The 25,883-nt window shown below is 69.0% G+C and carries 20 protein-coding genes and 1 riboswitch; of the genes, 8 read left to right on the forward strand and 12 right to left on the reverse strand.

The window, feature by feature from the left end; translation table 11 throughout:
- Nucleotides 1–68: 68 nt before the first annotated feature.
- From ACIPEK_RS06905 to ACIPEK_RS06930, 6 genes are all read right to left on the reverse strand, one after another.
- Nucleotides 69–1,520: an aminotransferase class V-fold PLP-dependent enzyme gene (locus ACIPEK_RS06905; RefSeq protein ID WP_401991592.1), complete on the reverse strand. Its 1,452-nt coding sequence runs from the start codon at nucleotides 1,518–1,520 to the stop codon at nucleotides 69–71.
- 176 nt (nucleotides 1,521–1,696) lie between these two features.
- A riboswitch (SAM riboswitch) is annotated at nucleotides 1,697–1,814 on the reverse strand.
- 83 nt (nucleotides 1,815–1,897) lie between these two features.
- Nucleotides 1,898–2,962, reverse strand: coding sequence for an anthranilate phosphoribosyltransferase (trpD, locus tag ACIPEK_RS06910; protein ID WP_401991595.1), 1,065 nt, complete (start codon nucleotides 2,960–2,962; stop codon nucleotides 1,898–1,900).
- A gap of 126 nt (nucleotides 2,963–3,088) precedes the next feature.
- A complete protein-coding gene (locus tag ACIPEK_RS06915; protein ID WP_401991598.1) occupies nucleotides 3,089–4,738 on the reverse strand; it encodes a cytochrome bc complex cytochrome b subunit in 1,650 nt (549 codons plus the stop codon).
- Nucleotides 4,735–5,787, reverse strand: a complete 1,053-nt coding sequence (locus ACIPEK_RS06920; protein ID WP_401991601.1) for a Rieske 2Fe-2S domain-containing protein — start codon at nucleotides 5,785–5,787, stop codon at nucleotides 4,735–4,737. Before ACIPEK_RS06920 ends, ACIPEK_RS06915 begins: the two co-directional genes overlap by 4 nt.
- Nucleotides 5,784–6,593, reverse strand: a complete 810-nt coding sequence (locus ACIPEK_RS06925) for a c-type cytochrome (RefSeq protein WP_383075710.1) — start codon at nucleotides 6,591–6,593, stop codon at nucleotides 5,784–5,786. The genes ACIPEK_RS06920 and ACIPEK_RS06925 overlap by 4 nt, the downstream gene beginning before the upstream one ends.
- Before the next feature lie 62 nt (nucleotides 6,594–6,655).
- Nucleotides 6,656–7,276, reverse strand: coding sequence for a heme-copper oxidase subunit III (locus tag ACIPEK_RS06930; RefSeq protein ID WP_114244128.1), 621 nt, complete (start codon nucleotides 7,274–7,276; stop codon nucleotides 6,656–6,658).
- Nucleotides 7,277–7,463: 187 nt separating this feature from the next.
- Here ACIPEK_RS06930 and ACIPEK_RS06935 point away from each other — a divergent pair, with 187 nt between their 5' ends.
- Nucleotides 7,464–7,865 (forward strand): hypothetical protein, encoded by a 402-nt coding sequence (locus ACIPEK_RS06935; RefSeq protein WP_327275661.1) that lies wholly within the window; start codon nucleotides 7,464–7,466, stop codon nucleotides 7,863–7,865.
- Between the two features lie 58 nt (nucleotides 7,866–7,923).
- On the opposite strand, the gene ACIPEK_RS06940 is transcribed toward ACIPEK_RS06935, so the two are convergent.
- The 4 genes from ACIPEK_RS06940 to coxB form a co-directional block, all read right to left on the reverse strand.
- Complete coding sequence (locus ACIPEK_RS06940) at nucleotides 7,924–9,186, reverse strand: Ig-like domain-containing protein (RefSeq protein ID WP_401991604.1); 1,263 nt, start codon at nucleotides 9,184–9,186, stop codon at nucleotides 7,924–7,926.
- 160 nt (nucleotides 9,187–9,346) lie between these two features.
- Nucleotides 9,347–9,745, reverse strand: a complete 399-nt coding sequence (locus tag ACIPEK_RS06945) for a cytochrome c oxidase subunit 4 (RefSeq protein ID WP_093893623.1) — start codon at nucleotides 9,743–9,745, stop codon at nucleotides 9,347–9,349.
- Entirely contained in the window at nucleotides 9,742–11,478 is a 1,737-nt protein-coding gene (gene ctaD / locus ACIPEK_RS06950; RefSeq protein WP_383075716.1) for a cytochrome c oxidase subunit I, read from the reverse strand. The genes ACIPEK_RS06945 and ctaD overlap by 4 nt, the downstream gene beginning before the upstream one ends.
- On the reverse strand, nucleotides 11,475–12,437 hold the full coding sequence (gene coxB / locus ACIPEK_RS06955) for a cytochrome c oxidase subunit II (protein WP_401991608.1): 963 nt from the start codon (nucleotides 12,435–12,437) through the stop codon (nucleotides 11,475–11,477). Before coxB ends, ctaD begins: the two co-directional genes overlap by 4 nt.
- 270 nt (nucleotides 12,438–12,707) lie before the next feature.
- Here coxB and ACIPEK_RS06960 point away from each other — a divergent pair, with 270 nt between their 5' ends.
- Nucleotides 12,708–14,090: a cysteine desulfurase/sulfurtransferase TusA family protein gene (locus ACIPEK_RS06960; protein ID WP_401991611.1), complete on the forward strand. Its 1,383-nt coding sequence runs from the start codon at nucleotides 12,708–12,710 to the stop codon at nucleotides 14,088–14,090.
- Here the strand turns inward: ACIPEK_RS06960 and ACIPEK_RS06965 are convergent, their stop codons facing one another.
- The gene (locus ACIPEK_RS06965) at nucleotides 14,091–15,065 is read right to left on the reverse strand and encodes a carbohydrate kinase family protein (RefSeq protein WP_401991614.1); all 975 of its coding nucleotides are present in this window, start codon (nucleotides 15,063–15,065) and stop codon (nucleotides 14,091–14,093) included.
- A gap of 160 nt (nucleotides 15,066–15,225) precedes the next feature.
- On the opposite strand from ACIPEK_RS06965, the gene ACIPEK_RS06970 reads away from it, so the two are divergent.
- A complete protein-coding gene (locus ACIPEK_RS06970) occupies nucleotides 15,226–15,423 on the forward strand; it encodes a hypothetical protein (RefSeq protein WP_401991617.1) in 198 nt (65 codons plus the stop codon).
- 139 nt (nucleotides 15,424–15,562) lie between these two features.
- Nucleotides 15,563–17,026, forward strand: a complete 1,464-nt coding sequence (locus ACIPEK_RS06975) for a hypothetical protein (RefSeq protein WP_401991620.1) — start codon at nucleotides 15,563–15,565, stop codon at nucleotides 17,024–17,026.
- Nucleotides 17,027–17,111: 85 nt separating this feature from the next.
- On the opposite strand, the gene ACIPEK_RS06980 is transcribed toward ACIPEK_RS06975, so the two are convergent.
- Nucleotides 17,112–17,468 carry an iron-sulfur cluster assembly accessory protein gene (locus ACIPEK_RS06980; protein WP_030933606.1) on the reverse strand — a complete coding sequence of 119 codons (357 nt, stop codon included), beginning with the start codon at nucleotides 17,466–17,468 and terminating at the stop codon, nucleotides 17,112–17,114.
- 223 nt (nucleotides 17,469–17,691) lie between these two features.
- Between ACIPEK_RS06980 and nadA the strand changes: the two genes are divergently transcribed.
- The 4 genes from nadA (at nucleotide 17,692) to ACIPEK_RS07000 (ending at nucleotide 25,838) form a co-directional block, all read left to right on the forward strand.
- On the forward strand, nucleotides 17,692–18,900 hold the full coding sequence (gene nadA, locus ACIPEK_RS06985) for a quinolinate synthase NadA (RefSeq protein ID WP_383078379.1): 1,209 nt from the start codon (nucleotides 17,692–17,694) through the stop codon (nucleotides 18,898–18,900).
- Nucleotides 18,901–19,096: 196 nt separating this feature from the next.
- A complete protein-coding gene (locus tag ACIPEK_RS06990) occupies nucleotides 19,097–20,506 on the forward strand; it encodes an esterase/lipase family protein (protein WP_401991623.1) in 1,410 nt (469 codons plus the stop codon).
- Nucleotides 20,496–25,547, forward strand: coding sequence for a tetratricopeptide repeat protein (locus ACIPEK_RS06995; protein WP_401991626.1), 5,052 nt, complete (start codon nucleotides 20,496–20,498; stop codon nucleotides 25,545–25,547). Before ACIPEK_RS06990 ends, ACIPEK_RS06995 begins: the two co-directional genes overlap by 11 nt.
- 96 nt (nucleotides 25,548–25,643) lie before the next feature.
- On the forward strand, nucleotides 25,644–25,838 hold the full coding sequence (locus ACIPEK_RS07000) for a DUF397 domain-containing protein (RefSeq protein ID WP_401991629.1): 195 nt from the start codon (nucleotides 25,644–25,646) through the stop codon (nucleotides 25,836–25,838).
- Nucleotides 25,839–25,883 lie beyond the last annotated feature (45 nt).

Below are 25,883 nucleotides of genomic sequence, written 5' to 3' on the forward strand. Positions count from 1 at the left end.
TTACGGCGTAGCACTTCGGCGGGGGACGGGCAGCCGAGCCCGTCCCCCGCCGAACTGTTGCACGCCCGTCAGAGCTGCGCTGCGCCCCGGTCCGGGACGCAGCGGCCGTCCTCGGTGCGGTACTTCCACTGGGCGCCCTTGCTCACCAGTTCCTTGACCGCGCGCACGAATCGCTCGATGTGCTCGTCCGGCGTGCCGGCGCCGAAGCTCACCCGGATCGCGTTGAGCGAGGGGGTCCCCCCGGTCGAGTCCGTTCGGGACTGGGGGAGTTCGCCCGGCTCGGCCTCCGGCGCACCGCACTCGCCGGCCTCCTGCGGGTCGCTGCCCAGCAGGGTGCGGACCAGCGGATGGGCGCAGAACAGTCCGTCGCGGACCCCGATGCCGTACTCGGCGGAGAGCGCGGCGGCGAAGTGCGAGCTGTTCCAGCCCTCCACCACGAAGGAGATGACGCCGACCCGCGGGGCGTCGTCGCCGAACAGCGAGAGCACCTTGACCTCGGGGACTCCGGCGAGTCCGGTCCGGACCGCGGTGACGAGCTGCTGCTCCCGCGCGACCAGGTTGTCGAAGCCCGCCTCGGTCAGCGCCTTGCAGGCGGAGGCGATGGAGTACACCCCGATGACGTTGGGGGAACCGGCCTCGTGGCGGGCGGCGGTGGAGTGCCACTCGACGTCCACGCCGCCGTCGGTGCGACGGGCGACCTTGCGCGAGGCGCCGCCGCCGGCCAGGTAGGGCTCGGCCTCCTGCAGCCAGTCGGCGCGGCCCGCGAGGACGCCCGAGCCGAACGGCGCGTACAGCTTGTGTCCGGAGAAGGCGACCCAGTCGACGTCCAGCTCTGCGATGTCGACGGGGTGGTGCGGGGCGAGCTGCGCGGCGTCCAGCACGATCCGGGCACCGTGCGCGTGCGCGGCGGCCGCCAGTTCCTTGACCGGCCACAGCTCGCCGGTGACGTTGGACGCGCCGGTGACACAGACCAGCGCGGGGGCAATGGGGCCTCCCCTGCTCGAACGGAGCTGAGAGCTTGGGGAAGGGTCACGGTCGGCGAGCGCCCGCTCCAGCGTCTCGACGGCCTGGGCCGGGGTGCGCGGGGCGTTCAGGTAGGTCACCCGGGCGTCGCGCCACGGCAGCAGCGAGGCGTGGTGCTCGGTCTCGTACACGAAGACCTGGCAGTCGGCGGGGACGACGGCGGCCAGCAGGTTGAGGGAGTCGGTGGTCGAGCGGGTGAAGATCACCTGGTCGTCGGCGCGGCAGCCGAGGAACTCCGCGACGGTCGCGCGGCTGTTCTCGAAGAGGTCCGTGGAGAGCTGCGAGAGGTACCCGGCGCCGCGGTGGACGCTGCCGTAGTACGGGGCGTACGCGGCAACGTCGTCCCAGACGCGCTGCAGGGCCGGGGCGCTGGCGGCGTAGTCGAGAGCGGCGTACGTGACTTCACCACCCGTGACCAGCGGAACCGTTACATCCCTGCCCAGAACCGGCAGAGGGGCACAAAGCGACTGGTCGGCGGCAGCGGTGAAGACAGACATGGCGAACTCCCGTAACAGGCAGGCGAATTGCATGCGCCGGCGGATGCGCGGCAGCGCAGCAGAAGGTGAAAAAAGGGTGTGCGGAGAAGGGCCGACAAGCCCTATCGCATTCGCTTGCTCACAAGAGACTCCCTAGGGACCAGGACCCCGGGGGCTGGCATTCACAGATGCCGAGGGGCCCGCGCTTGCCGCAGACCTCGCTGCCTACGGCCTGGTCTTCACCCGGGGCACCCCGCCACGGACGGAGGGTTGCCGGACAGCGGGCCGGGGCCGTAGTCGCTGTCACTCATGACCTGCCCAGCATCTTGCCATACGCGCGTCAACGCGCAAGGCGCGGTCCAAGATCTGGACCGCGCCCTGCGTCACATTCCGTCCGGTCAGGCGTTGCTGACCGCCACCCAGCGCTCCAGCGCCTGCCGGGCCGCCCCCGAGTCGATGGACTCTGCGGCCCTCGCGATCCCTGCGGCGAGCTGTTCGTTCAGCGTGCCGTCCGTCGGGTCCAGCGCGACCAGCGCCGCTGCCGAGTTGAGCAGCACGGCGTCCCGTACGGGGCCTCGCTCCCCGGCCAGCACCCGGCGGGCCACATCCGCGTTGTACGAGGCGTCGGCGCCGCGCAGCGCCTGTACCGGCACCAGCTCCAGACCGACGTCGCGCGGGTCGAACGCCTCCTCGCGCACCGATCCGTCCCGGACCACCCAGACCCGCGAGGTCGCGGTGGTCGTCAGCTCGTCCAGGCCGTCGTCACCGCGGAAGACCAGCGCCGAATTGCCGCGCTCGGCGAGAACGCCGGCGACGATGGGCGCCATCCGCAGGTCGGCGACGCCGATGGCCTGGGAACGCACCTTGGCCGGGTTGGTGAGCGGCCCGAGGATGTTGAACGTGGTCGGGGCACCGAGTTCCTTGCGGGCCCTGGCCACGTACCGCAGGGCGGGGTGGAACTTCACCGCGAAACAGAAGGTGATGCCCGCCTCCTCGGCGACCTCGACGACCCGCTGCGCGCTGAGCTCCAGATTGACGCCGAGCTTCTCCAGCACATCGGAGGAACCGCTCGCCGACGAGGAGGCGCGGTTGCCGTGTTTGACGACCTTGGCGCCGGTACCCGCGATGACGATCGCCGACATCGTGGAAATGTTGACCGTCTTGGCGAGGTCGCCGCCGGTGCCGACGATGTCGACCGTGCGACCGGGTACGCGGATCGTGTTGGCGTGCTCGTACATCGCGCGCACCAGGCCGGACACCTCGTCGACCGTCTCGCCCTTGGCGCGCAGGGCCACCGCGAAACCGGCGATCTGCACATCGGTCGCCTCACCGCTCATGATGCGGTCCATCGCCCATGCGGTGTCGTCCGCGGTCAGGTCCTCGCCGCGCAGCAGCGGGTTCAGCACGCCGGGCCAGGAACGGTCCGCCACGCTGTCGCCGCCGACCGGGGTCACAACGTTCATGGTCCGCTCCTGGGGGTCCATAGCCGATAAAAGGGGTTGCCCCCCACCCTATCGAGCGCCACGGACAGCGAAGAGCCCCGTCCATCGGATGGACGGGGCTCCTGCTGTGGCGATCAGTTCAGGCGATCAGTGGTGACCGTGGCCGCTGGTGATCTCCTTGTACTCCTCGGCGGTGGGCTTGGCGATCTGGTTGTCCTCGCCGTAGTAGCCCTTGCTGAGCCTGGCCCGCAGCTTCTGCAGTACGGGCACCTTGCGCTCGACACCGTTCTCGTCGACCGTCGGGCCGATCTCGACCGGCTTGTACTGCTCGTGCGCGGTGAGCGTGTGCAGCTGCTCGGGGCCGAGCGGCTCGTGGATCTCGACGAACTCACCGTGCGGCAGGCGCTTGATGATGCCGGACTCGCGCCCGTGCAGCACCTTCTCCTTGTCGCGGCGCTGGAGGCCGAGGCAGATCCGCCTGGTGGCGATGAACGCGAGGACCGGGCCCACGAAGATGAAGATCCGGACGAACCAGGAGATGGCGTTCAGCGACAGGTGGAAGTGCGTGGCCCACAGGTCGTTGCCACCGCCGATGAAGACGATGACGTACTCGGTGATCCAGGCGACACCGAAGGCCGTCCGGGTCGGGGCGTTGCGCGGGCGGTCCAGGATGTGGTGCTCGCGCTTGTCCCCGGTGACCCAGGACTCGACGAACGGGTAGACCGCGATGATCGCGAGTACCAGTCCGAAGGCCATCAGCGGGATGAACACGCCCAGGACGAGCGTGTGACCCCAGAGATTGATCTCCCAGCCAGGCATCACTCGGATCAGACCCTCGGCGAAGCCCATGTACCAGTCGGGCTGGGCGCCGGTGGACACCTGGTCCGGGCGGTACGGGCCGATGGCCCAGATCGGGTTGATCGAGGCGATGGCCGCGATGACGGCGATGATGCCGAAGACCAGGAAGAAGAAGCCACCGGCCTTCGCCATGTACACCGGCAGCAGCGGCATGCCGACGACGTTCTTGTTGGTGCGGCCGGGACCCGCGAACTGCGTGTGCTTGTGGTAGAAGACCAGGATCAGGTGCGCCACCAGCAGGCCGAGCATGATGCCCGGCAGCAGCAGGATGTGGATCGAGTAGAACCGGGCGACGAAGTCGTGGCCGGGGAACTCTCCGCCGAACAGGAACATCGAGATGTACGTGCCGACGATCGGCATCGACAGGATCGCGCCCTGGGTGAAGCGGACACCCGTACCGGACAGGAGGTCGTCCGGGAGCGAGTAGCCGGTGAAGCCGGTGAACATACCCAGCACGAACAGCAGGAAGCCGAACAGCCAGTTGATCTCACGCGGCTTGCGGAACGCACCCGTGAAGAAGACGCGCATCATGTGCACGAACATGCCGGCCAGGAAGATCAGCGCGGCCCAGTGGTGGATCTGGCGAACCAGCAGACCACCGCGGACGTCGAAGCTGATGTCCAGCGTCGAGGCGTAGGCCTCGGACATCTTGATGCCCTGCATCGGCTCGTACGAGCCGTGGTACACGACTTCGTTCATGCTCGGGTGGAAGAACAGCGTCAGATACACACCCGTGAGGATGATGATGATGAAGCTGTAGAGGGCGATCTCACCGAGCATGAAGGACCAGTGGTCCGGGAAGATCTTGCGCATGTTGGCCTTGGCCAGGGAGTAGATCCCGAGCCGGCCGTCCGCCCAGTCGGCCACCCGCTCACCGGCGGGCGCCTTGCGATTGCCCGGTGCGGCAGCACCGGATGTGTTCGTGGTCGCAGTACTCATCCGCGCTCCCAGAATGCAGGACCGACGGGCTCTTCGAAGTCACCGAGCGCCTCGAGGTTGCCCTCGCTGTTCACACCGATCCGCAGCTGCGGAAGGGCGTGACCGGCCGGACCGAAGATGACGCGGGCGCCGTCGGAGAGGTCGAAGGTGGACTGGTGGCACGGGCAGAGCACGTGGTGCGTCTGCTGCTCGTACAGGCTGATCGGGCAGCCGACGTGGGTGCAGATCTTGGAGAAGGCCACGATTCCCTCGTGGGCCCACTCACGCTCGCGCTTGTCCTTGATGTTGGCCGGCTCGATGCGGATGATCATCAGCGCGGCCTTGGCGATCTGGTTCTGGAAGTCCTCCGCTTCCTCCGTCAGCCCCTCGGGCATGGCGAAGGTCAGCGAACCCACGGCGACGTCCTCGGGACGCAGCGGCTCCATCGTGTTCATGTTGATGAGCTGCTTGCCCTTGGCCCACAGGGTGTTGCGGAGCTTCTTCTCCGGCAGCGGTCCGAGGTCGCGCAGCAGCATCACGCCGGAGAGCGGCACCAGGGCCAGCGCGCCGAACATGGTGTTGCGGATCAGCTTGCGCCGGCCGAACGCGGACTCCTCGGCACCCGCCGCGAAGTCTGCGAGGACCTTCGCCTTGACCTCGGGCTCGGCCTCGATGGCGTGCCGGTCGTCGGCGACCTCCACGTCGGACATCAGGGTGCGCGCCCAGTGGACGGCCCCGGCTCCGATCGCGAAGAGGGCCACGCCCAGGGTCAGACCCAGGGAGAAGTTGAGCGCGCTCACATGGCCGAAGGGCCAGATGTACACGATCTTGTCGACCGGGAAGATGACGTACGAGGCGATGAAGCCGACCGTCGCCAGCATGGACAGCGTGAACATGAACGCCACGGCGCGCTCGGAGCGCTTCGCGGCCCGTTCGTCGATGTCCTGGATGCGCGGCTTGTGGGCCGGCAGCCCCGGGTCGGCGAACGGGTCGTCCGCGACCTTTACCGCGCCGTGCGCGGTGTCCTGCTCAGCGGGCAGGTTCTCGTCTGGAATCTCTTGGCTACTCATGACTTCTTGGCCTTAGCGGTGTGGGCCGCGACCCAAATGGCAACTGCGATCAGTGCGCCGAGCCCGAAGATCCAGGCGAACAAGCCCTCGCTGACCGGCCCCAGGCCGCCCAGCTTGAGCCCACCCGGGTTCTCCGACTGGGCGCTGTTCACGGTCTGGATGTACGCGATGATGTCCCGCTTCTGCTGCTCGGGCATCGTCGTGTCCGGGAAGGACGGCATGCTCTGCGGGCCGGTCTGCATGGCCTCGTAGATGTGCTTCGGGTCCACGCCTTCGAGGCTGGGCGCGTACTTGCCGTTCGTCAGCGCACCACCCTCACCGGTGAAGTTGTGGCACTGCGCGCAGTTGGTACGGAACAGGTCGCCACCCTTGGCGATGTCCGCACCGTCAGGGCTGACCTGGTTCTTGGTCGGAACGATCGGACCGGCGCCGAGCGACGCGACGTACGCCGCGAGCTGGTCGATCTCGGCCTGGCTGTAGATGACCTTCTTCTTCGGTACCTGGGCACCCGGCTGCTGCGCCGGCATACGGCCCGTACCGACCTGGAAGTCCACGGCGGCGGAGCCCACGCCGACCAGGCTCGGCCCGTCGGTGCTGCCCTGACCGCCGGTTCCGTGGCAGCTGGCGCAACCGACGGAGTACAGCTTCTTGCCCTCATCGATGGCGAGGGACTGGGCGGTGTCGTCGGCCTGCGCCTTACTCACGGGCGCAAACGCGGCGTACAGCCCCCCAGTGGCCGCCAGCGCGAGGAGTAGTACGACGACCGCCGCCAACGGATGGCGTCGTCGTGCGGAGAGCTTTTTCACGGATTACCCCGGTGTCAGGATCTTCTGCGTCGATGCTGGATGTGGTTCGGGTTCGAGCCCGGTTACTTGATCATGTAGATCGTGGCGAAGAGGCCGATCCACACGACATCGACGAAGTGCCAGTAATAGGACACGACGATGGCAGCGGTCGCCTGTTCGTGGGTGAACCTCTTGGCTGCGTATGTCCTGCCCAGAACGAGCAGGAAGGCGATGAGCCCGCCTGTCACATGCAGCCCGTGGAAGCCGGTCGTCAGGTAGAACACCGAGCCGTACGGGTCGGAGGACAGCGAGAGGCCGTCCTTCTTCACCAGCTCGGTGTACTCGAAGACCTGGCCTCCGATGAAGATCGCACCCATCACGAAAGTGATCACGAACCAGGTACGGAGCTTCTTCACGTCGCCCCGCTCCGCGGCGAAGACGCCGAGCTGGCAGGTGAGTGAGGAGAGCACCAGGATCGTGGTGTTCGTCGCCGAGAACGGGAAGTTCAGGGCCGAAGCCATTTCCTTCCAGTGGTCCGGTCCCGTCACCGATCGCAGGGTGAAGTACATCGCGAAGAGGGCCGCGAAGAACATCAGCTCGGAACTCAACCAGATGATGGTTCCGACGCTGGTGAGGTTCGGTCGATTGACCGACGGGTGCGCGTGCCCGGTTTCTACTGTCGTTGCTGTCGCCACGACCGACATTATGTCGGTCCCTTATCCCGCCCTCACTCCGGGGGGTGCCGTTCGGTGTGTCAACAGGGTGTGCCCTCCCCGAACGGCCCATGAATCCGCTGTCCCGGGCGGTGCTGACAGCCCATCGGGCGGAGTACGATCCGCGCATCGGTTCATGCCCGGAAAGCCCCGAAGACACAGATGTCACGGAGGAACAATGCAGCCGACCGCCACGGTCCTGGTCTACAGCGACGACGCCAACACCCGTGAGCAGGTGAAGCTGGCAGCCGGGCGCAGGCCCGCGGCCGATGTGCCACCGGTGGAGTTCCTTGAGTGCGCCACCCTGCCCGCCGTCCTGGACGCACTGGACAACGGCGGCATCGATGTCTGCGTGCTGGACGGCGAGACGGCACCCGCGGGCGGCATGGGCGTATGCCGGCAGATCAAGGACGAGATCTTCCACTGCCCGCCCGTACTGCTGCTGATCGGGCGCCCGCAGGACGCCTGGCTGGCCACCTGGAGCCGTGCGGACGCCGCGGTGACGCTTCCGGTCGAACCGGTCGAGTTCGCGGACGCCCTGGCCGCTCTGCTGCGCAGCAGGGACTGCGTGGACGCCTGAGCCCTGCCGGGGCTCTGTCCGCGGTCCCGCTGAGGGGGCAGCGCGCTCCCCGGGCCGGTCAGACCTCGGGGCGCAGTCGCGCCGCCTGGAAAGTGTCTGTGCGGTCCGGGGTGTCGTTCTTGTGCAGAGCGCTGCCCTGCTGCCATTTGGCCCAGGAAAGGTTCCAGTCGCCGTAACCGTTGTCGAACGGCGTCATCGTCTCGCCCTGACTGCCGACGACCTGGACGATGTCGCCCGTGCGCACGGTGTTGAAGAACCACTCGGCCAGGCTGGTGCTCATGCCCGTACAGCCGTGGCTGACGTTCGCGTACCCCTGCGAACCGGTGGACCAGGGGGCCGCGTGCACGTACTCGCCGCTCCATGTGACGCGGGTCGCGTAGTAGACCAGCAGGTCGTACCCGTCGTCGGAATTCTCCGAGATGCCGATGGTCTCCCCGCGCATGCGTACGGAGTACTCCTTGCTCAGCACGACCTTGACGCCGTTTCGGGTGGAGAAGCCGGGTTTGCCGGTGGTCACCGGAATGGTATTGATCACTTTCCCGTTGCGTTTGACGGTCATCGTGTGCGCTGCGGCGTCGGTGATGGCCTCGACACGGTCGCCCGTGGTGAGCTTCAGCGCCTTCGCGGGGGCTCCGTACAGCGTGTCGTTGACCTTGATGCCCGTCAGGCTGCTGGTGACCTCGATGGTGGCCTTGGCGGGCCAGTAGTCCTTGGGGCGGTAGTGCAGGATCTTGTCGTCGACCCAGTACCAGGAGCCGGTCACGGCGGGCGTGGAGCGGACCCGCAGGGCACGCTCCACGATGGCCCTGGACGCCTTGTCCTTGACCGGAGCGCTGAGTTCCGCCGTAATGGGCTGTCCGACGCCGTAGGTGCCCGCCTGAGGGCCGAAGGTGACCTTCAGGAGCTTCTTGGCCTTGGCGGAGGCGGTCTCGAAGGAGAGCGTGCGGCCGCCCGGGTCGCCGTCGCCGTCCTCCATGCTGACCCGGACCGTGTAGCGGGCGCCGGCGGCGAGCGGGGAGGTGGAGTGCCAGCGCTTCCCGTCGGCATCGAGCTCGCCGGCCAGATGGCGTCCGATCGCGTCCACTGCCGACACGTCCGTGATCCGGCCGTCGTCGTCGTTGACGGTTACTTCGAGCGGCTTGTCGGAGTCGGCCTTCTCGTCACCCTCGGGAACGTTGGAGGAGATCTCGTCCGCCGCGTCGTAGGGTTTCGCCGCAAGCGGGTGGCCATGTGACCCGCCGCAGGCGGTCACTCCTGCGACCAGGGTCACGACCAGCAGAGTGCAGCTCACTACGGGGCGGAAGCGCGGCGCGTGGTTCATGAACACACGCTATGAAGATTCATCCCTATAAGCGCGCAATGTGACTGCAAACGGGGGATTTGCACTTCTTTTGGCGGAGAAGTACACGCCGAACGGGGGGCCTGCACTTCCCTTGGTGGAGAAGTACAGGCCCCCCGTCAGGTGGAGCGGTGACTCGCTGTCACTGGGTGCGGTTCTCGCCGCGGTAGTACTCGAAGACCCAGCCGAACAGGCCGATCAGGATCACCGGGAGCGAGAAGTAGAGCAGCCACCAGCCGAAGACGATGCCCAGGAAGGCCAGGGCACCACCGACGGCCAACGAGAGCGGCTGCCAGCTGTGCGGGGAGAAGAACCCCACCTCGCCGGCCTCGTCCGCGACATCGGCTTCCTTGTTGTCCTGAGCCATGGCGTCGACCCGCTGCGCCGTGAAGGCCAGGTAGAAGCCGATCATGACGCTCAGGCCGAAGGCCAGGACGAGCGCGGTGGTACCGGCCGGCTCCTTCGACCACACGCCGTACGTGATGGCCATGGCGAGGATGAAGACGCTCAGCCAGAGGAACATCTTGCCCTGGATCTTCACTTACCGGCCTCCTTGCCACCAGCGAGGGCCTTGTCATCCGCGAACTGGTGCTCCAGCTGCTCGAGCGCCGCGATCTCCGGGTGATGCAGGTCGAACGCCGGGGATTCGGAACGGATCCGCGGCAGCGTGAGGAAGTTGTGCCGCGGCGGCGGGCAGGAGGTCGCCCACTCCAGCGAACGGCCGTAGCCCCACGGGTCGTCGACCTCGATCTTCTTGCCGTACTTCGCGGTCTTCCACACGTTGTAGAAGAACGGCAGCATCGACAGGCCGAGCAGGAACGAGGAGATCGTCGAGATCGTGTTCAGCGCGGTGAAGCCGTCGGCGGCGAGGTAGTCCGCGTAACGACGCGGCATGCCCTCGGCACCCAGCCAGTGCTGCACCAGGAACGTGCCGTGGAAGCCCACGAACAGCGTCCAGAACGTGATCTTGCCGAGCCGCTCGTCCAGCATCTTGCCGGTGAACTTCGGCCACCAGAAGTGGAATCCGGAGAACATCGCGAAGACCACGGTGCCGAAGATGACGTAGTGGAAGTGCGCGACGACGAAGTACGAGTCCGAGACGTGGAAGTCCATCGGGGGCGACGCCAGGATCACACCGGTCAGACCACCGAAGGTGAAGGTGATCAGGAAGCCGACGGCCCAGAGCATCGGTGTCTCGAAGGACAGCGATCCCTTCCACATCGTGCCGATCCAGTTGAAGAACTTCACACCGGTCGGTACCGCGATGAGGAATGTCATGAACGAGAAGAACGGCAACAGCACACCGCCGGTGACGTACATGTGGTGCGCCCACACGGTCACGGAGAGGCCTGCGATCGCGATCGTCGCGCTGATCAGACCGATGTAGCCGAACATCGGCTTTCGGCTGAACACCGGGATCACTTCGGAAATGATTCCGAAGAATGGCAAGGCAATGATGTACACCTCTGGATGGCCGAAGAACCAGAAGAGGTGCTGCCAGAGCAATGGGCCGCCATTGGCCGCGTCGAATACATGCGCACCGAACTTGCGGTCCGCCTCCAGCGCGAAGAGCGCGGCGGCGAGGACCGGGAAGGCCAGCAGGACCAGCACACCGGTCAGCAGGACGTTCCAGACGAAGATCGGCATGCGGAACATCGTCATGCCGGGAGCACGCATGCAGATGATCGTGGTGATGAAGTTGACCGAACCGAGGATCGTACCGAAGCCGGAGAAGGCCAGACCCATGATCCACATGTCGGCACCGACACCCGGCGAGCGGACGGCGTCCGAGAGCGGGGAGTAGGCGAACCAGCCGAAGTCGGCCGCACCCTGCGGGGTGAGGAAGCCGGCCACCGCGATGATCGAGCCGAAGAGGTACAGCCAGTACGCGAACATGTTCAACCGCGGGAACGCCACGTCGGGCGCGCCGATCTGCAGCGGCATGATCCAGTTCGCGAATCCGGCGAACAGCGGCGTCGCGAACATCAGCAGCATGATCGTGCCGTGCATCGTGAACGCCTGGTTGAACTGCTCGTTCGACATGATCTGCGTGCCGGGACGGGCCAGTTCGGCGCGCATGAAGAGCGCCATCAGACCGCCGATGCAGAAGAACGCGAACGATGTGACCAGGTACATCGTGCCGATCGTCTTGTGGTCAGTGGTGGTCAACCACTTGATGACGACGTTTCCCGGCTGCTTCCGCCGGACCGGCAGCTCGTCCTCGTACGAGTCGTCTGCTGCCGCGGCACCCTGAGGTTCGTTGAGGATGCTCACAGTTTGTTCGTCTCCGCATTCCTGGCCGGGTCAGTCTGCGCGATGCCGGCCGGCACGTAGCCCGTCTGGCCCTTCTTCGCCAGCTCCTTGAGGTGCGCCTGGTAGCGCTCCGGAGAGACGATCTTGACGTTGAAGAGCATCCGGGAGTGGTCGACGCCGCAGAGCTCGGCGCACTTGCCCATGAAGGTGCCCTCCTGGTTGGGAGTCACCTCGAAGGCGTTGGTGTGGCCCGGAAAGACGTCCTGCTTCATGAGGAACGGCACCACCCAGAAGGAGTGGATGACGTCACGCGAAGTCAGAACGAAGCGGACCTTCTCGCCCTTCGGCAGCCACAGGGTCGGACCCGGGTTGCCGTTCTGCGGGTTCCTGGTTCCCGGGACGCCGTAGTCGTAGACGCCTTCAGCACCCTTGGGGAAATCCTTCCGGAACCTGTCCGGGATGGCGTCGAGTTCCTTGGGGATCTCGTTGCCCGTGGCGGTGGACCCGTCCACGTTCTCGATGTAGTTGAAGGCCCAGCTCCACTGGTAGCCGACCACGTTGATCGTGTGGGCAGGCTTCGGGGAGAGCGAAAGGATCTTCGATTCATCGCGCGCGGTGAAGTAGAACAACACCGAGACGATGATCAGAGGGACCACGGTGTACAGCGCCTCGATGGGCATGTTGTACCTGGTCTGCGTAGGAACCTCGACCTTGGTGCGGCTGCGCCGGTGGAAGATGACACTCCACAGGATCAGGCCCCAGACCAGCACGCCCGTGGCGAGCGCTGCCGCCCACGAGCCCTGCCAGAGGGAAAGGATCCGTGGTGCCTCTTCCGTTACCGGCGTAGGCATACCGAGGCGGGGGAAGTCCTTGTATGTGCAACCGGTGGCGGTCGCCAGGATCAGGCCCGCAGTCAGCACCTGCGGCAGCTTCCGCCGCATCGGGCGCCGCGACGAGCGGTCGGAGCCGTTGGGACTCACGTAGCGCCTTCCCGAGAGTCTCGCCCGCGCGGTCGGCGCGGCCGTCTGTCTGGTCGGTCGCCGCCCTGACGCGGGCAGGGGTTTGGATGTTTATGCGGACCAAACCCTACTGGACGCTATTTGGGGTCGCGCGGGGAGGGTGCCCAACGCGCCGTCCGGCACCCCGAAGGGGTGGAATACGGGCCTCCGGCCGCCATCTGACGCCCCCTCTCCTGGCTGGGCGGGCGGCCCGCCCCCGGGTGCGGGCCCGGCGCGGGCTAGCGTGGCCGCGTGCCCTACTTCGACGCCGCATCCTCCGCCCCCCTGCACCCCGTCGCCCGCCAGGCGCTGCTTGCCGCGCTGGACGAGGGGTGGGCCGACCCGGCCAGGCTCTACCGCGAGGGGCGGCGGGCCCGGCTGTTGCTCGACGCGGCCCGGGAGGCCGCCGCGGCGGCCGTCGGGTGCCGTCCGGACGAGCTCACATTCACTCCTTCGGGTACGCGGGCGGTGCACTCCGGAATTTCGGGGGCTCTCGCGGGGCGTCGGCGTGTCGGCCGCCATCTGGTCTTCTCCGCGGTGGAGCACTCGTCGGTGCTCCATTCGGCCGCCGCCCATGAGGCGCAAGGCGGATCGGTCTCCGAGGTCGCGGTGGACCGGTCGGGGGCGGTGAGTGCGGAGGCGTACGCGGATGTGCTGCGCGAGGACACCGCGCTGGCCTGTCTGCAGTCCGCCAATCACGAGGTCGGCACCGAACAGCCGGTGGCCGAGGTCGCGGAGGTCTGCCGGGCGGCGGGGGTGCCGCTGCTGGTGGATGCCGCGCAGTCGCTGGGCTGGGGGCCGGCGCCGGACGGCTGGTCGCTGCTGGCGGCCAGCGCGCACAAGTGGGGCGGCCCCTCGGGTGTCGGGCTGCTGGCGGTACGCAAGGGGGTGCGGTTCGCGGTTCAAGGACCGGCCGACGAGCGGGAGTCGGGGCGGGCCGCGGGGTTCGAGAATCTTCCGGCGATCGTGGCCGCGGCGGCATCGCTGCGGGCGGTGCGGGCGGAGGCGGCGGCGGAGTCCGTGCGGCTGCGGGCCCTGGTGGACCGCATCAGGGCCCGGGTACCGCAGCTGGTGCCCGATGTGGAGGTGGTCGGCGATCCGGTGCGGCGGCTGCCGCATCTGGTGACCTTCTCCTGTCTCTATGTCGATGGAGAGACACTGCTCCATGAACTGGACCGGGCCGAATTCTCCGTATCGTCCGGTTCGTCCTGCACCAGCAGCACGCTGACGCCGAGCCATGTGCTCAGGGCGATGGGGGTGCTGTCGGAGGGGAACGTACGGGTGTCGCTGCCGACCGGCACCGCGGACGAGGAGGTCGAGCGCTTCCTGGACGTGCTGCCGCGGGTGGTGGCAGAGGTACGGGAGAGGCTGGGCGCTCCCGTTTCCGCGCCCCCCTCCCCTGCCGTGACCGCGTCCCTGGTGGTCGACGCCCTCGGGAAGCGCTGCCCGATCCCTGTGATCGAGCTGGCAAAGGTGATCGGGCAGGTACCGCTGGGCGGGACGGTGACCGTGCTCTCCGACGACGAGGCGGCGCGCCTGGACATCCCGGCCTGGTGCGCGATGCGCGAGCAGGAGTACGTGGGCGAGGAGCCGGCGGACCGTGGCTCGGCCTATGTGGTCCGCCGGCTGACCTGACTACGCGAGGTGGGCGCGGACCTCGGCGGCGGCGTCGTGGCCGTACGCCTTGGTGAAGCGGTCCATGAAGTGGGCGCGGCGCAGGGTGTACTCCTGGGTGCCGACCGTCTCGATCACCAGGGTGGCGAGCATGCAGCCGACCTGGGCGGCGCGCTCCAGGCCGACGCCCCAGGCGAGACCGGAGAGGAAACCGGCCCGGAAGGCGTCGCCGACACCGGTCGGGTCGGCCTTGATCTCCTCCTCCGGGCAGCCGACCTCGATCGTCTCCTGGCCGGCCCGCTCGATCCGGACACCGCGGGCGCCCAGCGTGGTGACCCGGTGGCCGACCTTGGCCAGGATCTCCTCGTCGCTCCAGCCGGTCTTGGACTCGATGAGCCCCTTCTCGTACTCGTTGGAGAAGAGGTACGTGGCGCCGTCGAGGAGGATCCGGATCTCGTCGCCGTCCATCCGGGCGATCTGCTGCGAGAAGTCCGCGGCGAACGGGATTCCGCGGGTGCGGCACTCCTCGGTGTGGCGGAGCATCCCCTCGGGGTCGTCGGCGCCGATCGAGACGAGGTCGAGGCCGCCGACGCGGTCGGCGACGGCCTTCAGCTCGATGAGCCGGGCCTCGCTCATCGCGCCCGTGTAGAAGGAGCCGATCTGGTTGTGGTCGGCGTCCGTCGTGCAGACGAACCGGGCGGTGTGCAGGACCTCGGAGATCCGTACCGAACCGGTGTCGACGCCGTGGCGGTCGAGCCAGGCACGGTACTCGTCGAAGTCGGAGCCCGCGGCACCGACCAGGATCGGGTTGGTACCCAGCAGACCCATACCGAAGCAGATATTGGCGGCGACACCGCCCCGGCGCACGTCGAGGTTGTCGACCAGGAAGGAGAGCGAGACCGTGTGCAGCTGATCCGCGACCAGCTGGTCGGCAAAACGGCCGGGGAAGGTCATGAGGTGATCGGTGGCGATGGAGCCGGTGACTGCGATTCGCACGGGGAGACTGCTCCTGTGGAGATCGGGGGGAACGGGTGACTGCGTTCCCGGGGCGGCGTGACAGTTCACGCTACCCGCTCCCCGCACTCGCCCTGAAGGGGGGAAAACTACCCGATAGTAGGGCTTTCTTCCTGAGGCGTGCGATGCCTACGGTGCGGATATGTCGAACCACATCGCCACACGCGAGTCCGAGATCAGCCTGGCCGAGCTGCGCGGTGACTGCGCACGGATGGCTCCCCACTGGGTGGTCCCCGCGAAGTCCGCCCCCGTTCGGGTGGCGCCGTCCCTGATTCACGGGGTCACCGTGCCCGCCGCCTCCGCCCGGCTGATCGACGCCATGTCCGAATACGGCGACTGAGACCTGCACCGATCGCGTCCGACACCTCCCGAGGGAACCGTGCGCTCCTGTGCCCCGTCCCACCGTTGTCCCCACCCGCGGGACGGACGGCAGGCCGGGTGACGGCCTGTGACGGCGATGCAGGCGAAGGAGCGATCCGGTGAGCACCGAGCGACCCGACAACGATGTGACCGGCCCCCGGCGGCGTTCACCGCTCGCCGTGGCCTCGGTGGCGGCAGCAGTACTGCTGGCCGGGGGCGGCGGTGCGTACTGGGTCGCGACCGCCGCGGACGGGGAGGGCGGGAGCAGCGGCAGCGCGGAGCGAACCCCTCCCCCGCTTGCCCTGGACGAACGCGCGGGCGACCCGACGGCGCCCGACGGGTCCTCGCCTGGCACCCCACCCGGCATCGCACCCGGCGAACCCGATCCGCACGGCGGTCAGGTGGTCTACCGCGCGTCCGGCAAGCTGCCCGAGGGGCCGCGCACGGCCGCGGTGCAGCGCGCGGAGGGGACCGTCTCCGCGACGGAGGTGGCCCGGCTGGCGAAGGCGCTGGGGGTGCAGGGCACGCCGCGGGCGGAAGGCGCTTCCTGGAAGGTCGGGTCCGACGGGGACGGCTCGGGCCCGGTCCTGCGGGTGAACAAGCAGGCTCCGGGCACCTGGAGTTTCGCCCGGTACGGCTCGGGCGGTACGGACAACTGCGAGAGCACCACGGTCTGTTCGGACCGGAAGGCGGACCCCGGCGACAGCGGCTCCGCAGTGAGCGAGAGCGCCGCCAGGGCTGCCGCGACGCCGGTCCTGAAGGCGGTGGGACAGGACGACGCCGCCCTCGACGCCCGCCAACTCATGGGTTCGGTACGGGTGGTGAACGCCGACCCGAAGGTGGACGGCCTTCCCACCTACGGCTGGTCGACCGGGATCCAGGTGGACGCGGGTGGTGAAGTGGTCGGTGGCAGTGGGCAGTTGAAGGGCCTGGAGAAGGGCGACAGCTATCCGGTGATCAGCGCGAGCGAGGCGCTGAAGCAGCTGAACGGGGCGGCGTCCCGGACGGAGGGGCGCACGGACATCGGCGGGTGCGCCACTCCCGTACCGCTGCAGGATGGCCTGAAGTCGCCGAAGGTCCACTGCGGGACGCGGACCGGGGCGGAGCGGCCGACGACGACCGTGACGGTCGACAAGGCGGTGTTCGGACTGACCGAGCAGTACGTGGCGGGCAAGCAGACGCTCGTACCGTCCTGGCTCTTCTCGGTGCGGCCGGCCGCGGGCGGCACGGGTGACACCGTGTCGCAGATCGCCGTGGACCCCGCGTATCTGGCGAAGGACGTACCGGCGACGCCCCCGCCCCCGGGGGACACGGAGAAGTCCCGGCGGCAGATCCTGTCGTACAGCGCCGACGGTCGAACCCTGTCGGTGACGTTCTGGGGCGGGGTGTGCAGTAAGTACGCGGCGAGCGCGACCGAGGACGGGAAGACGGTGCGGGTGACGGTGACGGAGTCGCAGCCGGCCGAGAAGAAGGTCTGCATCATGATCGCCAAGGAGCTGACCCGGACGGTGACCCTGGACGCCCCGCTCGGTGACCGGACGGTGGTCGACGCGGCGTCGGGCGGCGATGTGCCCCGCGCCTGACGCTGAGCCCCTGCGTACGACAACGGCGGCGGCCCCGGATTCCGGGGCCGCCGCCGTTTTGCTGTTCTGTCGCTGCCTTCAGGGCCTAGCTGAAGGAGTCGCCGCAGGCGCAGGAGCCCGTGGCGTTCGGGTTGTCGATCGTGAAGCCCTGCTTCTCGATGGTGTCGACGAAGTCGATGGAGGCGCCACCCAGGTACGGAGCGCTCATCCGGTCGGTGACGACCTTGACACCGTCGAAGTCCTTCACGACATCGCCGTCGAGCGAGCGCTCGTCGAAGAAGAGCTGGTAGCGCAGGCCCGAGCAGCCGCCGGGCTGGACGGCGACGCGCAGCGCCAGGTCGTCACGGCCTTCCTGCTCCAGCAGGCCCTTGACCTTGGCTGCGGCGGCGTCGGACAGGAGGATGCCGTCGCTCACGGTGGTGGTCTCGTCCGATACGGACATCTGCTTCTCTCCCGGGTTGTACGGAGACTGCTTGCCGACGTTGCAACCGTCGGGACCGCGGATTCATTCCGGGCCGAGCGCTTGCCTGTTCCATTCATGCTCGCACACCGGCCCCCCGGGGGGGATGCGTCACATCGACACTATGGCCGTCGTCAAAGTGACGTGAACCGGATATGATAGATAACGTCAATTAGACGAAAAGGCTTTCCGCAAAGAAGAAAGGGTGCGTGACGTGACCACGGCCCACCCCGTCCAGGATCTCGACGTCCAGCCGACGCCCCTCGCCCTGCTCCTGCTCGGCCGTGAGGCCGACCCGAAGAGCGAGCGCGGCGTCGAGTGCCCCGGCGACCTGCCATCCCCGTCCGACCCGGACCTGGTGGAGCGTGCCCGCGCGGCCAAGGAGAAGCTCGGGGACAAGGTGTTCGTCCTCGGCCACCACTACCAGCGCGACGAGGTCATCCAGTTCGCGGACGTCACCGGCGACTCGTTCAAGCTCGCCCGGGACGCGGCTGCGCGCCCGGAGGCCGAGTACATCGTCTTCTGCGGTGTGCACTTCATGGCCGAGTCCGCGGACATCCTGACCACCGGCGACCAGAAGGTCGTGCTGCCGGACCTGGCAGCGGGCTGCTCCATGGCCGACATGGCCACCGCCGAGCAGGTCGCCGAGTGCTGGGACGTACTGACCGAGGCCGGGGTCGCCGAGCAGGTCGTACCCGTCTCGTACATGAACTCCTCCGCCGACATCAAGGCCTTCACGGGGCGGCACGGCGGCACGATCTGCACCTCGTCCAACGCGAAGCGGGCGCTGGAGTGGGCCTTCGAGCAGGGGGAGCCCTCGGCAGTCAAGGTTCTCTTCCTGCCGGACCAGCACCTGGGGCGGAACACCGCCGTCCGGGACATGGGAATGTCGCTGGAGGACTGCGTCCTCTACAACCCGCACAAGCCGAACGGCGGCCTGACCGCCGAGGAGCTGCGCAACGCCAAGATGATCCTGTGGCGCGGGCACTGCTCGGTGCACGGGCGCTTCTCGGTCGAGTCCGTCAACGATGTGCGCGAGCGCATCCCGGGCGTCAATGTGCTGGTGCACCCGGAGTGCAAGCACGAGGTCGTGGCGGCGGCGGACTACGTCGGCTCGACGGAGTACATCATCAAGGCCCTGGAGGCGGCCCCGGCCGGCTCGAAGTGGGCGATCGGCACCGAGCTGAACCTGGTGCGACGCCTGGCGAACCGGTTCGCGGCCGAGGACAAGGAGATCGTCTTCCTCGACAAGACGGTGTGCTTCTGCTCGACGATGAACCGGATCGACCTGCCGCACCTGGTGTGGGCGCTGGAGTCGCTGGCCGAGGGCAACCTGGTCAACCGGATCGAGGTCGACCCGGAGACGGAGAAGTACGCGAAGCTGGCGCTGGAGCGGATGCTGGCGCTGCCGTAGGGGGTGCTGCCCGCGGCATGGCCGTGAGGCCCGGTCCACCGGTGGACGGTCGGTGGACCGGGCCTTCCCCGTTCGGTAGGGGTACGGAACGTCCCGAGCCGCCTGGTTTCCTCCATATGGCACTCGAACAGCCCTCTCCGTAATTACGCTGCTTTATCCACGGCAGCAGCGCACATTCACGGGGGTACGGCGCCACATGACGTCTCGCAGCCGGGTCGACGACATGGTGGTCGTCGTCCCGGGCATTCTCGGCAGTCGGCTGGCGGACGCGGACGGGCACGAGGTCTGGGGCCTCTCGGGCCCGGCCCTCCTCCGCGGGATCCGTACCTTCGGCCGGTCCGTCACGGGCCTGGCGCTGCCCCCGGACCTGGGCGACGAGCACCCGGGCGACGGTGTGCGCCCGCTCGGTCCGATGCGCGACCTGCACGGACTGCTGGGCATCGGGACGCTCGTGGACGGCTACGACGGCTTCCTGGAGTGGCTGGAGAGCAACTTCACGCTCCGCCGCCGGGGCGAGAAGGACGAAGCGGACGCCCCCGCCAACCTGATCGGCTTCGCCTACGACTGGCGGCTGTCCTGCCGCTACAACGCGGACCGGCTGGCCGGGCGGGTGGACGAGGAGCTCGGCCGCTGGCGAGCCTCGGCGCCGGAGCGGGCGGAGGCCCGGGTCGTCTTCGTCTGCCACTCGATGGGCGGCCTGGTCACCCGCCAGTACGTGGAGCGGTGCGGCGGCGCGGAGGTGACGCGCCGCGTGATCACGCTCGGAACCCCGTACCGGGGCTCCTTGGACGCCCTGCTCTCTCTGGTCAACGGGGTGGGCCCGGCCGGTATCGGCGCCACCGCGTTCGCCCGCAGCCTTCCGTCCCTCCACCAGCTCGTCCCCGACTACGCCGCGCTGATCACCGCGCCGGGCGAGCCGCTGCGATACGCCCGTGAAGTGACCGGTCTGCCCGGGGCCGACGCGGCACTGCTCAAGGACGCCGCCCGCTTCCACGAGGCGCTGCGGGAGTCCGGGGCGGGGACGGCGTACGGAGTGGAGTACGTACCGATCAGCGGGGTGCTCCAGCCGACCCCGACCACCGCCGAGGTCCAGGGCGAGAAGCTGACCGGACTGCTCACGATCGGCGGGACCGAAGAGGGCGGCGACGGCCGCGTGCCCAGGCTCTCCAGCGCCCACGTGGGGGCGGCGGGGCGGCCCGCGTACACGCCCTGGGAGAAGCACGGCTCGCTCCAGAACAACACGGCGCTGCGCCAGGCCCTCTACAACTGGCTCACCCCGGACCCGCCGGTCCACCGGGGCCCGGAAGTCGCGGACATCCCGCTGGTGGTGGACGCCCCGGACGCGATCACCGAGGGCGAGGTGTACGAGCTGCGGGCCACGGTCCCGCCGGACATACGGGGCCACGACCGGGTGGCCGTCTTCGCGGCGGCCGAGGGAGGACCGGTGCGGACGCTGAACAACCTGGGCGGGGGCCGTTACGCGGCACGCCTGGCCGGGCTCCCGGCCGGGCCGCACCGGGTGCGGGTGGGTACGGGGAACGCGGGCCATGTCGTGATGACCGCGCTGGTGCTGGTACTGGAAGGCGGGGCGGGCGATGGTGCGTGAGACGGGCGTGACGGGCGACGACGGACGCGAGCCGGTGGGGACGGCGCTGTGCGTGGTGTGCGAGGAGTACGCCGACGAGCGGAGCTTTCCCCGGCTGACCGGGGCGGTGGCCCGGATGGAGGAGATCGCCGGACTGCTGGAGGGCCTGGGGATCGCGGCGCATGTGGTGGGCGGCGGGAACCCGTCCTGGGCGGCCTTCGACGAGGCCCTGCCCGCGTGGAGCAAGAACTGGTGGAAGACGGGTGCGGCGAAGCCGGCGATCATCGTCTGGTCGGGGCACGGGGTGCTGATCGACGGCGAACTGCGCCTCGCGCTGTCGGACCTCGACCTCGCCGACGACGCCACGGTCTGGGCACGCGCAGATGACCGTGGCGTCTCGACCGAGACGCTGGTCAACCATGCGGAGGCGTCGGGCGCCGACCAGATCCTGGTGATCATCGACACCTGCCACGCGGGAGACGCGGTGGGCCGGGGCCTGGAGAAGGCCCTGCGGCGTTGGGAGGCCACATCCACGCCGCCCGGGCAGGCCAAGTGGTTCGGGATCATGGCGAGCTGTCGGCGCAACGAGACGTCGGACGGCAGCGGCCCTCTGCTCACCGCGTTGGCGGAGGTGCTGAAGGCCGGCCCCGCCACCACCGAGTACCGCTCGGCGTGGAGCGCCCACAACGCGTTGGTCAGCGGCCCGGACCTGCTGGCCGCGCTGGGTGAGCGATGGCGCGGCGAGGGCCAGACACCGGTGCCCGCCGCCCTCGGCACCGGGCGGCCGGTCTTCCCGAACCCGCGCCATGTGCCCGGGGCCCCTGCCCGGCTGGTGGAGCACCTGGTGCTCGCGGCGCGCGGGGTCGGGTACCGCGAGGAGGGCTGGTTCTTCACGGGCCGGAAGGAGGTGCTGGGGCGGATCGCCGCGTGGCTGGAGGCGGTCGATGCCGGGCTCTTCCTGGTGACCGGCCCGGCGGGCTGCGGCAAGTCGGCCGTGCTGGGCCGGATCGCGACGCTCACCGATCCCGTGCGGCGGAAGGAAGCCGAGGCGCACGGGGGCCTGCGCGAGGACGACCCGGACCCGGGCCTCCGCCCCGACCGCTCACTCGCCTCCGTACACCTACGGGGCCTGAGTCCTCTCCAGGCGGCCTCGGATCTCGCCCGCCGGCTCGGACTGCCCGAGCCCCGCAACGCGGACGACTTCCGGGGCGAGCTCCGTGAGTTGTCCCCGCAGCCGGTGCTGGTCCTCGACGGCCTGGACGAAGTACCCGCCGAGCACCTCCGTGCCATGATCGAGGAGCTGGTCTTCCCGCTCAGCCGGACGACCCCGGTCCTGCTCGGCTCCCGCGACCGTGCGTTCCGCAGCCGCCTGGCGGAGGAAGGGCCGGGGGACGAGACACTTCCGGACGCCCTGGCCCGGCTGATCGGCGCGGGCGTCACCACTGCGGACCTGGAGCGGGAGCCGCACACGCAGGAGGACATCGGTGAGTACGTGTTCCGCCGGTGCGCGGCGGCCGGTGTCCCGGAGGACCGGGCGCGGGAGGCGGGCGACGCGGTCGCGGCCCGCGCCACGACGGTGGGCGGCGGGTTCCTGTTCGCGCGGCTGGTGACGGGCTCGCTGCTGGCAGGGGGTTATGTCGCCGAGGAGGGCCAGTGGCCGGCCGGTCTGCCGGGCTCCATCGAGGCCGCGTTCGAGGAGGACTTGCGGGCCGGGCCGGTACGGGTCCTGGCGGACGGCACCGAACTGCCGTCCGCCGCGCGGGATCTGCTGACCGCGCTGGCGTGGACGGTCGGGCGCGGGATGCCCGCCGGGGGCGTGTGGGAGGAGGTCGCCGGAGCGCTGGGCGGCGGTGACGTGTCGTACGACGAGAGCGACGTGGACTGGGTGCTGTCCGCGTACGGCCGCTACATCGTCGAGGACGCGGAGGACGGGCAGGCGGTGTTCCGTTTGTACCACCGCGAGTTCGTGTCACATCTCGCGGACCGGGAGGGGCCGGGGCACGCCGAGGCCGGGGAGGTGGCGTTGGCCGCGCTCATCGCGCACGTCGAGCGGCGAGCGGTGGGCGGCGGCTGGGGGGCGGTCGATCCGTACGTGGTGCGGGGCCTGGCGCAGCACGCGGCGCGGGCGGGTGCACCGGGGATCGGGATGCTGCGGGGGCTGGTGGAGCGGGGCGGGGCGAGCGCGGCGCTGTTTCTGGCCCAGGCGTTGCGTCGCTTCTCCGAGCGGCTCGGGGCGGAAGGGGATCTGGACGGTGCGCTGGGTGCGGCGCGGGAGGCGTTGTCCCTCTGGGAGGAGTTGGAGCGGCTGTCTCCCGGAACCCATCGAGCGGCAGTCGCCGGTGCTCTGCATATCGTTGCCAACCGTTGCGCCGCCATCGGCGATCGGAAAGGGGCCGTGGCCCCCGCCCGGGAGGCTGTGAAGATCCAGCAAGCCTTGGTCAGTTCCGGCGCCGATGCGTCACTCCCAGGACTGGCATCATCCCTTGTGTCCCTCAGTAATCGCCTGGCTGATATCGGTGACCATCACGAGGCCCTCGCGCGCGCCCAGGAGGCCGTTGGTATCTTCCGCGGACTCATCGTGCAGAGTCCGAAGGCGTTCCGCTCCGGCCTTGCCAGCGCCCTCGGCAATCTGGGGGTGCACCTGGGTGAAGGCGGGCAACTCCGTGGCGCCGTGCTGCCCGCCGAGGAAGCGGTCAGTATCTACCGCGAGCTCGCCGCACAGCACCCTGGCGAGTTCCTGAGCAACCTGGCCTCCGCCCTTCTCAACCTGGCCAGCAGCTTCAGCCGCCTCGGTGCCCACACGGACGCGCTGCCCCACATCGAGGAAGCGGTCCGCATCCGGCGAGGTGTGACCGAGCAGCACCCCACGGCTCTCCTGCCCGGTCTGGCCAACTCCTTGCACAACCTGTCCGTGGCACGCGCCTACGTCGGGGATCATGAAAAGGCCGTTGCTTCCGCACAAGAGGCGGTAGGCATCTGCCGGGAGCTCGACGCGCGTCACCCAGCCTCCTTCAGGCCTGATCTGGCCGACCTTCTTGGCAACCTGTCGGACCGGCTCGACGACGCCGGAGACCGTCAGGGTGCGCTCGCCCCAGCGCAGGAGTGCGCCCGCCTGTACTCCAAACTTGCCGTAGAGCATCCTGAAGCCTTCAGAGCAGACCTCGCCCTGTCCTTGGACACCCTGGCCAACCGGACCGCCTCCGCCGGAGACCGAGCCACCGCCGTGCCGTTCGCACGCGAAGCCGTACGGATCCAACGCGAGCTGGCCGCACACCATCAGACCGTGCACCTCCCTCGTCTGGCCAGCTATCTCCATAACCTCGCCTCGCACCTCGCCTCCGCCGGAGAACCCGTTGCTTCTCTGCCCCACATCGAAGAAGCGGTCGGCGTCTATCGACAGCTCGTCTCACAGGATCCGAGCCCGTTTCGCTCCAAGCTCGCCACCGCACTCGACACCCTCGGCATTCATCGCGCGTACGTCGGCAACGTCTCTGGGGCGCTCGACGCGACGCAGGAGGCCCTTGTCATCCATCGCGACCTCGCCGCACAACAGCCGGGCACCTTCCGCCCTGACCTGGCCACCACCCTCAACAACCTTGCCAACCACTTCAACAGCAACGGAGACCCTGCAGCAGGGCTACGGGCGGCGGAGGAGGCTGTCGCCATCTATCGCGAGCTGGCAGCGCAATACCCCGCCGTGTTCCGCCCCGTCCTCGCCACCGGTCTCCGCTCACTCGCGCAGAATCTCGCCGACGTCGGCAGTCCGAAAATGGCACTACCACCAGCACACGAGGCCATCCGCCTCCTGCGTGAACTCGTCGTCAAACAGGCCAAGGTCTTCCTTCCAGATCTGGCCCGGTCCCTCCACAGCCTCAGCAAGCACCTGGGGCTGAACCACGACGACGAAGGAGCCGTGAGCGCGGCAGAGGAAGCGGTCGCCGCCTACCGGACTCTGACGCTGGAGAACCCCGGTGCCTTCGAAAACGCCCTGGTCTCCGCTCTCGCCGACCTGGCACGGGCACTCGTCCGCACCGACGACCGTGCGTCGGCGATCCGGGAATTCGACGAGGCCGTGGCGGAGTTCGCCTCCGCCCACCCCGCAACCGCCCGGCGTCTCGGTGTCGAGCGGAGTGTTTTCCTGCTGGACTGTCCCGATCCCCAGGCCTCGATCGGCGTACGCGGGCTCGTGGCCTTCCTCGACGGGGACTCCGCGCCGGACGGCGGCGCGGACGTCGTGACCGTACGGGCTCGGCGGGCGCTTCGCGCCTTCAGCGACACCGACGCCGTACGCACCGCGTGGGAAGAAGAGACCTTAGCCCCCGCACCGGCCTGGCTCGCCCTGTCGCCGGAGACGCTGGACCTCGTCAGTTCCTGGATGTTCGCGGCCAACTGGCCCCAGTCACGCGATGTCTGGTCCCGGAATGCGGAAGTGCTCAGCGGCGAGGAGACAGCGACAGCCCTCGAAGAGCTGGCGCTCCTGGACGCCCGCACCGCACAGCAGCACGCCGCGCTCCGCGAGGCCGTCCTCGCCCACGGCGTGACCGCCGCCTACGATCCGCTGATCCTCGCGGAGCAGGTGGCGGAGTGGGTGGACTGCGCCACCTGGGCGGAGTCACGGGCCTTCCTCCAGGACCACCCCCGCATCCTCCAGGCCCAGCCGTCCGAGGCCACCCCGCTCGCGCACGTCGCCGTCCTCGATGTCGCCCGCACCGAAGGACTGGACGCCGCGTACCGCCTCGTCGAGGACCGCGACGCCCTCCAGGCGTACGTGGAACTGGCGTTGGCGGTCGGGGACGGCAACGCGCTGCTGCACGCGGCGGCCATCGAGGGGCAGGTCTTCGACGACAGGCTGTCCTCCCTCACCCACGCCCAGGCGGGCATGGTGCTCTCGGGGGTCGTCGAGGGCGTCGAGCCGGACGAGCTGGCCACGCTCCTCCCCCGCGCACCCGAGGCGACCCGTGCCCGGCTGCTGAGGGAGATCCTCGCCCTCAGCGTCCGGCACGCCCAGCCGCACGGCGAGACGTGGCTCCGGATCGTCCAGGCTCTCAGCGGGGCCGCCTGACGCTCACCGCCCCGCCGTCAGCCGGCGTTCCCGCCGCTCTAGCGGGCGGGCCTGTCGCTCGTGCAGCTCGCGGGCATCGATGGAGGGCTACCGGCCATGACCCACTCCCCCGAGCTGAGCACCGCCCACTGGCGCAGCAGCAGTTACAGCAACACCAATGGGGGCGAATGCGTCGAGATCAGCGACGACTTCCCCGGCATCGTCCCCGTACGCGACAGCAAGAACCCCGCCGGCCCGGCGCTCGTCGTCCAGGCTGCGGTCTGGGGCGCGTTCGTCTCCTCGCTCAAATAGCAGCAGCGCTCAAGCAGCAAGCGGAAACCCGAAGGGGCCTGTCCC

This window comes from Streptomyces sp. NPDC088246, from assembly GCF_044741025.1.
In the GTDB taxonomy this organism is placed as follows: Bacteria; Actinomycetota; Actinomycetes; order Streptomycetales; family Streptomycetaceae; genus Streptomyces.

Excerpts from the sequence above, each read along its gene's own strand:
- ACIPEK_RS06905 (WP_401991592.1), bottom strand. The coding sequence starts at position 1,520 with ATGTCTGTCTTCACCGCTGCCGCCGACCAGTCGCTTTGTGCCCCTCTG.
- trpD (WP_401991595.1), bottom strand. The coding sequence starts at position 2,962 with ATGAACGTTGTGACCCCGGTCGGCGGCGACAGCGTGGCGGACCGTTCC.
- ACIPEK_RS06915 (WP_401991598.1), bottom strand. The coding sequence starts at position 4,738 with ATGAGTACTGCGACCACGAACACATCCGGTGCTGCCGCACCGGGCAAT.
- ACIPEK_RS06920 (WP_401991601.1), bottom strand. The coding sequence starts at position 5,787 with ATGAGTAGCCAAGAGATTCCAGACGAGAACCTGCCCGCTGAGCAGGAC.
- ACIPEK_RS06930 (WP_114244128.1), bottom strand. The coding sequence starts at position 7,276 with ATGTCGGTCGTGGCGACAGCAACGACAGTAGAAACCGGGCACGCGCAC.
- ACIPEK_RS06935 (WP_327275661.1), top strand. The coding sequence starts at position 7,464 with ATGCAGCCGACCGCCACGGTCCTGGTCTACAGCGACGACGCCAACACC.
- ACIPEK_RS06940 (WP_401991604.1), bottom strand. The coding sequence starts at position 9,186 with ATGAACCACGCGCCGCGCTTCCGCCCCGTAGTGAGCTGCACTCTGCTG.
- ACIPEK_RS06970 (WP_401991617.1), top strand. The coding sequence starts at position 15,226 with ATGTCGAACCACATCGCCACACGCGAGTCCGAGATCAGCCTGGCCGAG.
- ACIPEK_RS06980 (WP_030933606.1), bottom strand. The coding sequence starts at position 17,468 with ATGTCCGTATCGGACGAGACCACCACCGTGAGCGACGGCATCCTCCTG.
- ACIPEK_RS06990 (WP_401991623.1), top strand. The coding sequence starts at position 19,097 with ATGACGTCTCGCAGCCGGGTCGACGACATGGTGGTCGTCGTCCCGGGC.
- ACIPEK_RS06995 (WP_401991626.1), top strand. The coding sequence starts at position 20,496 with ATGGTGCGTGAGACGGGCGTGACGGGCGACGACGGACGCGAGCCGGTG.
- ACIPEK_RS07000 (WP_401991629.1), top strand. The coding sequence starts at position 25,644 with ATGACCCACTCCCCCGAGCTGAGCACCGCCCACTGGCGCAGCAGCAGT.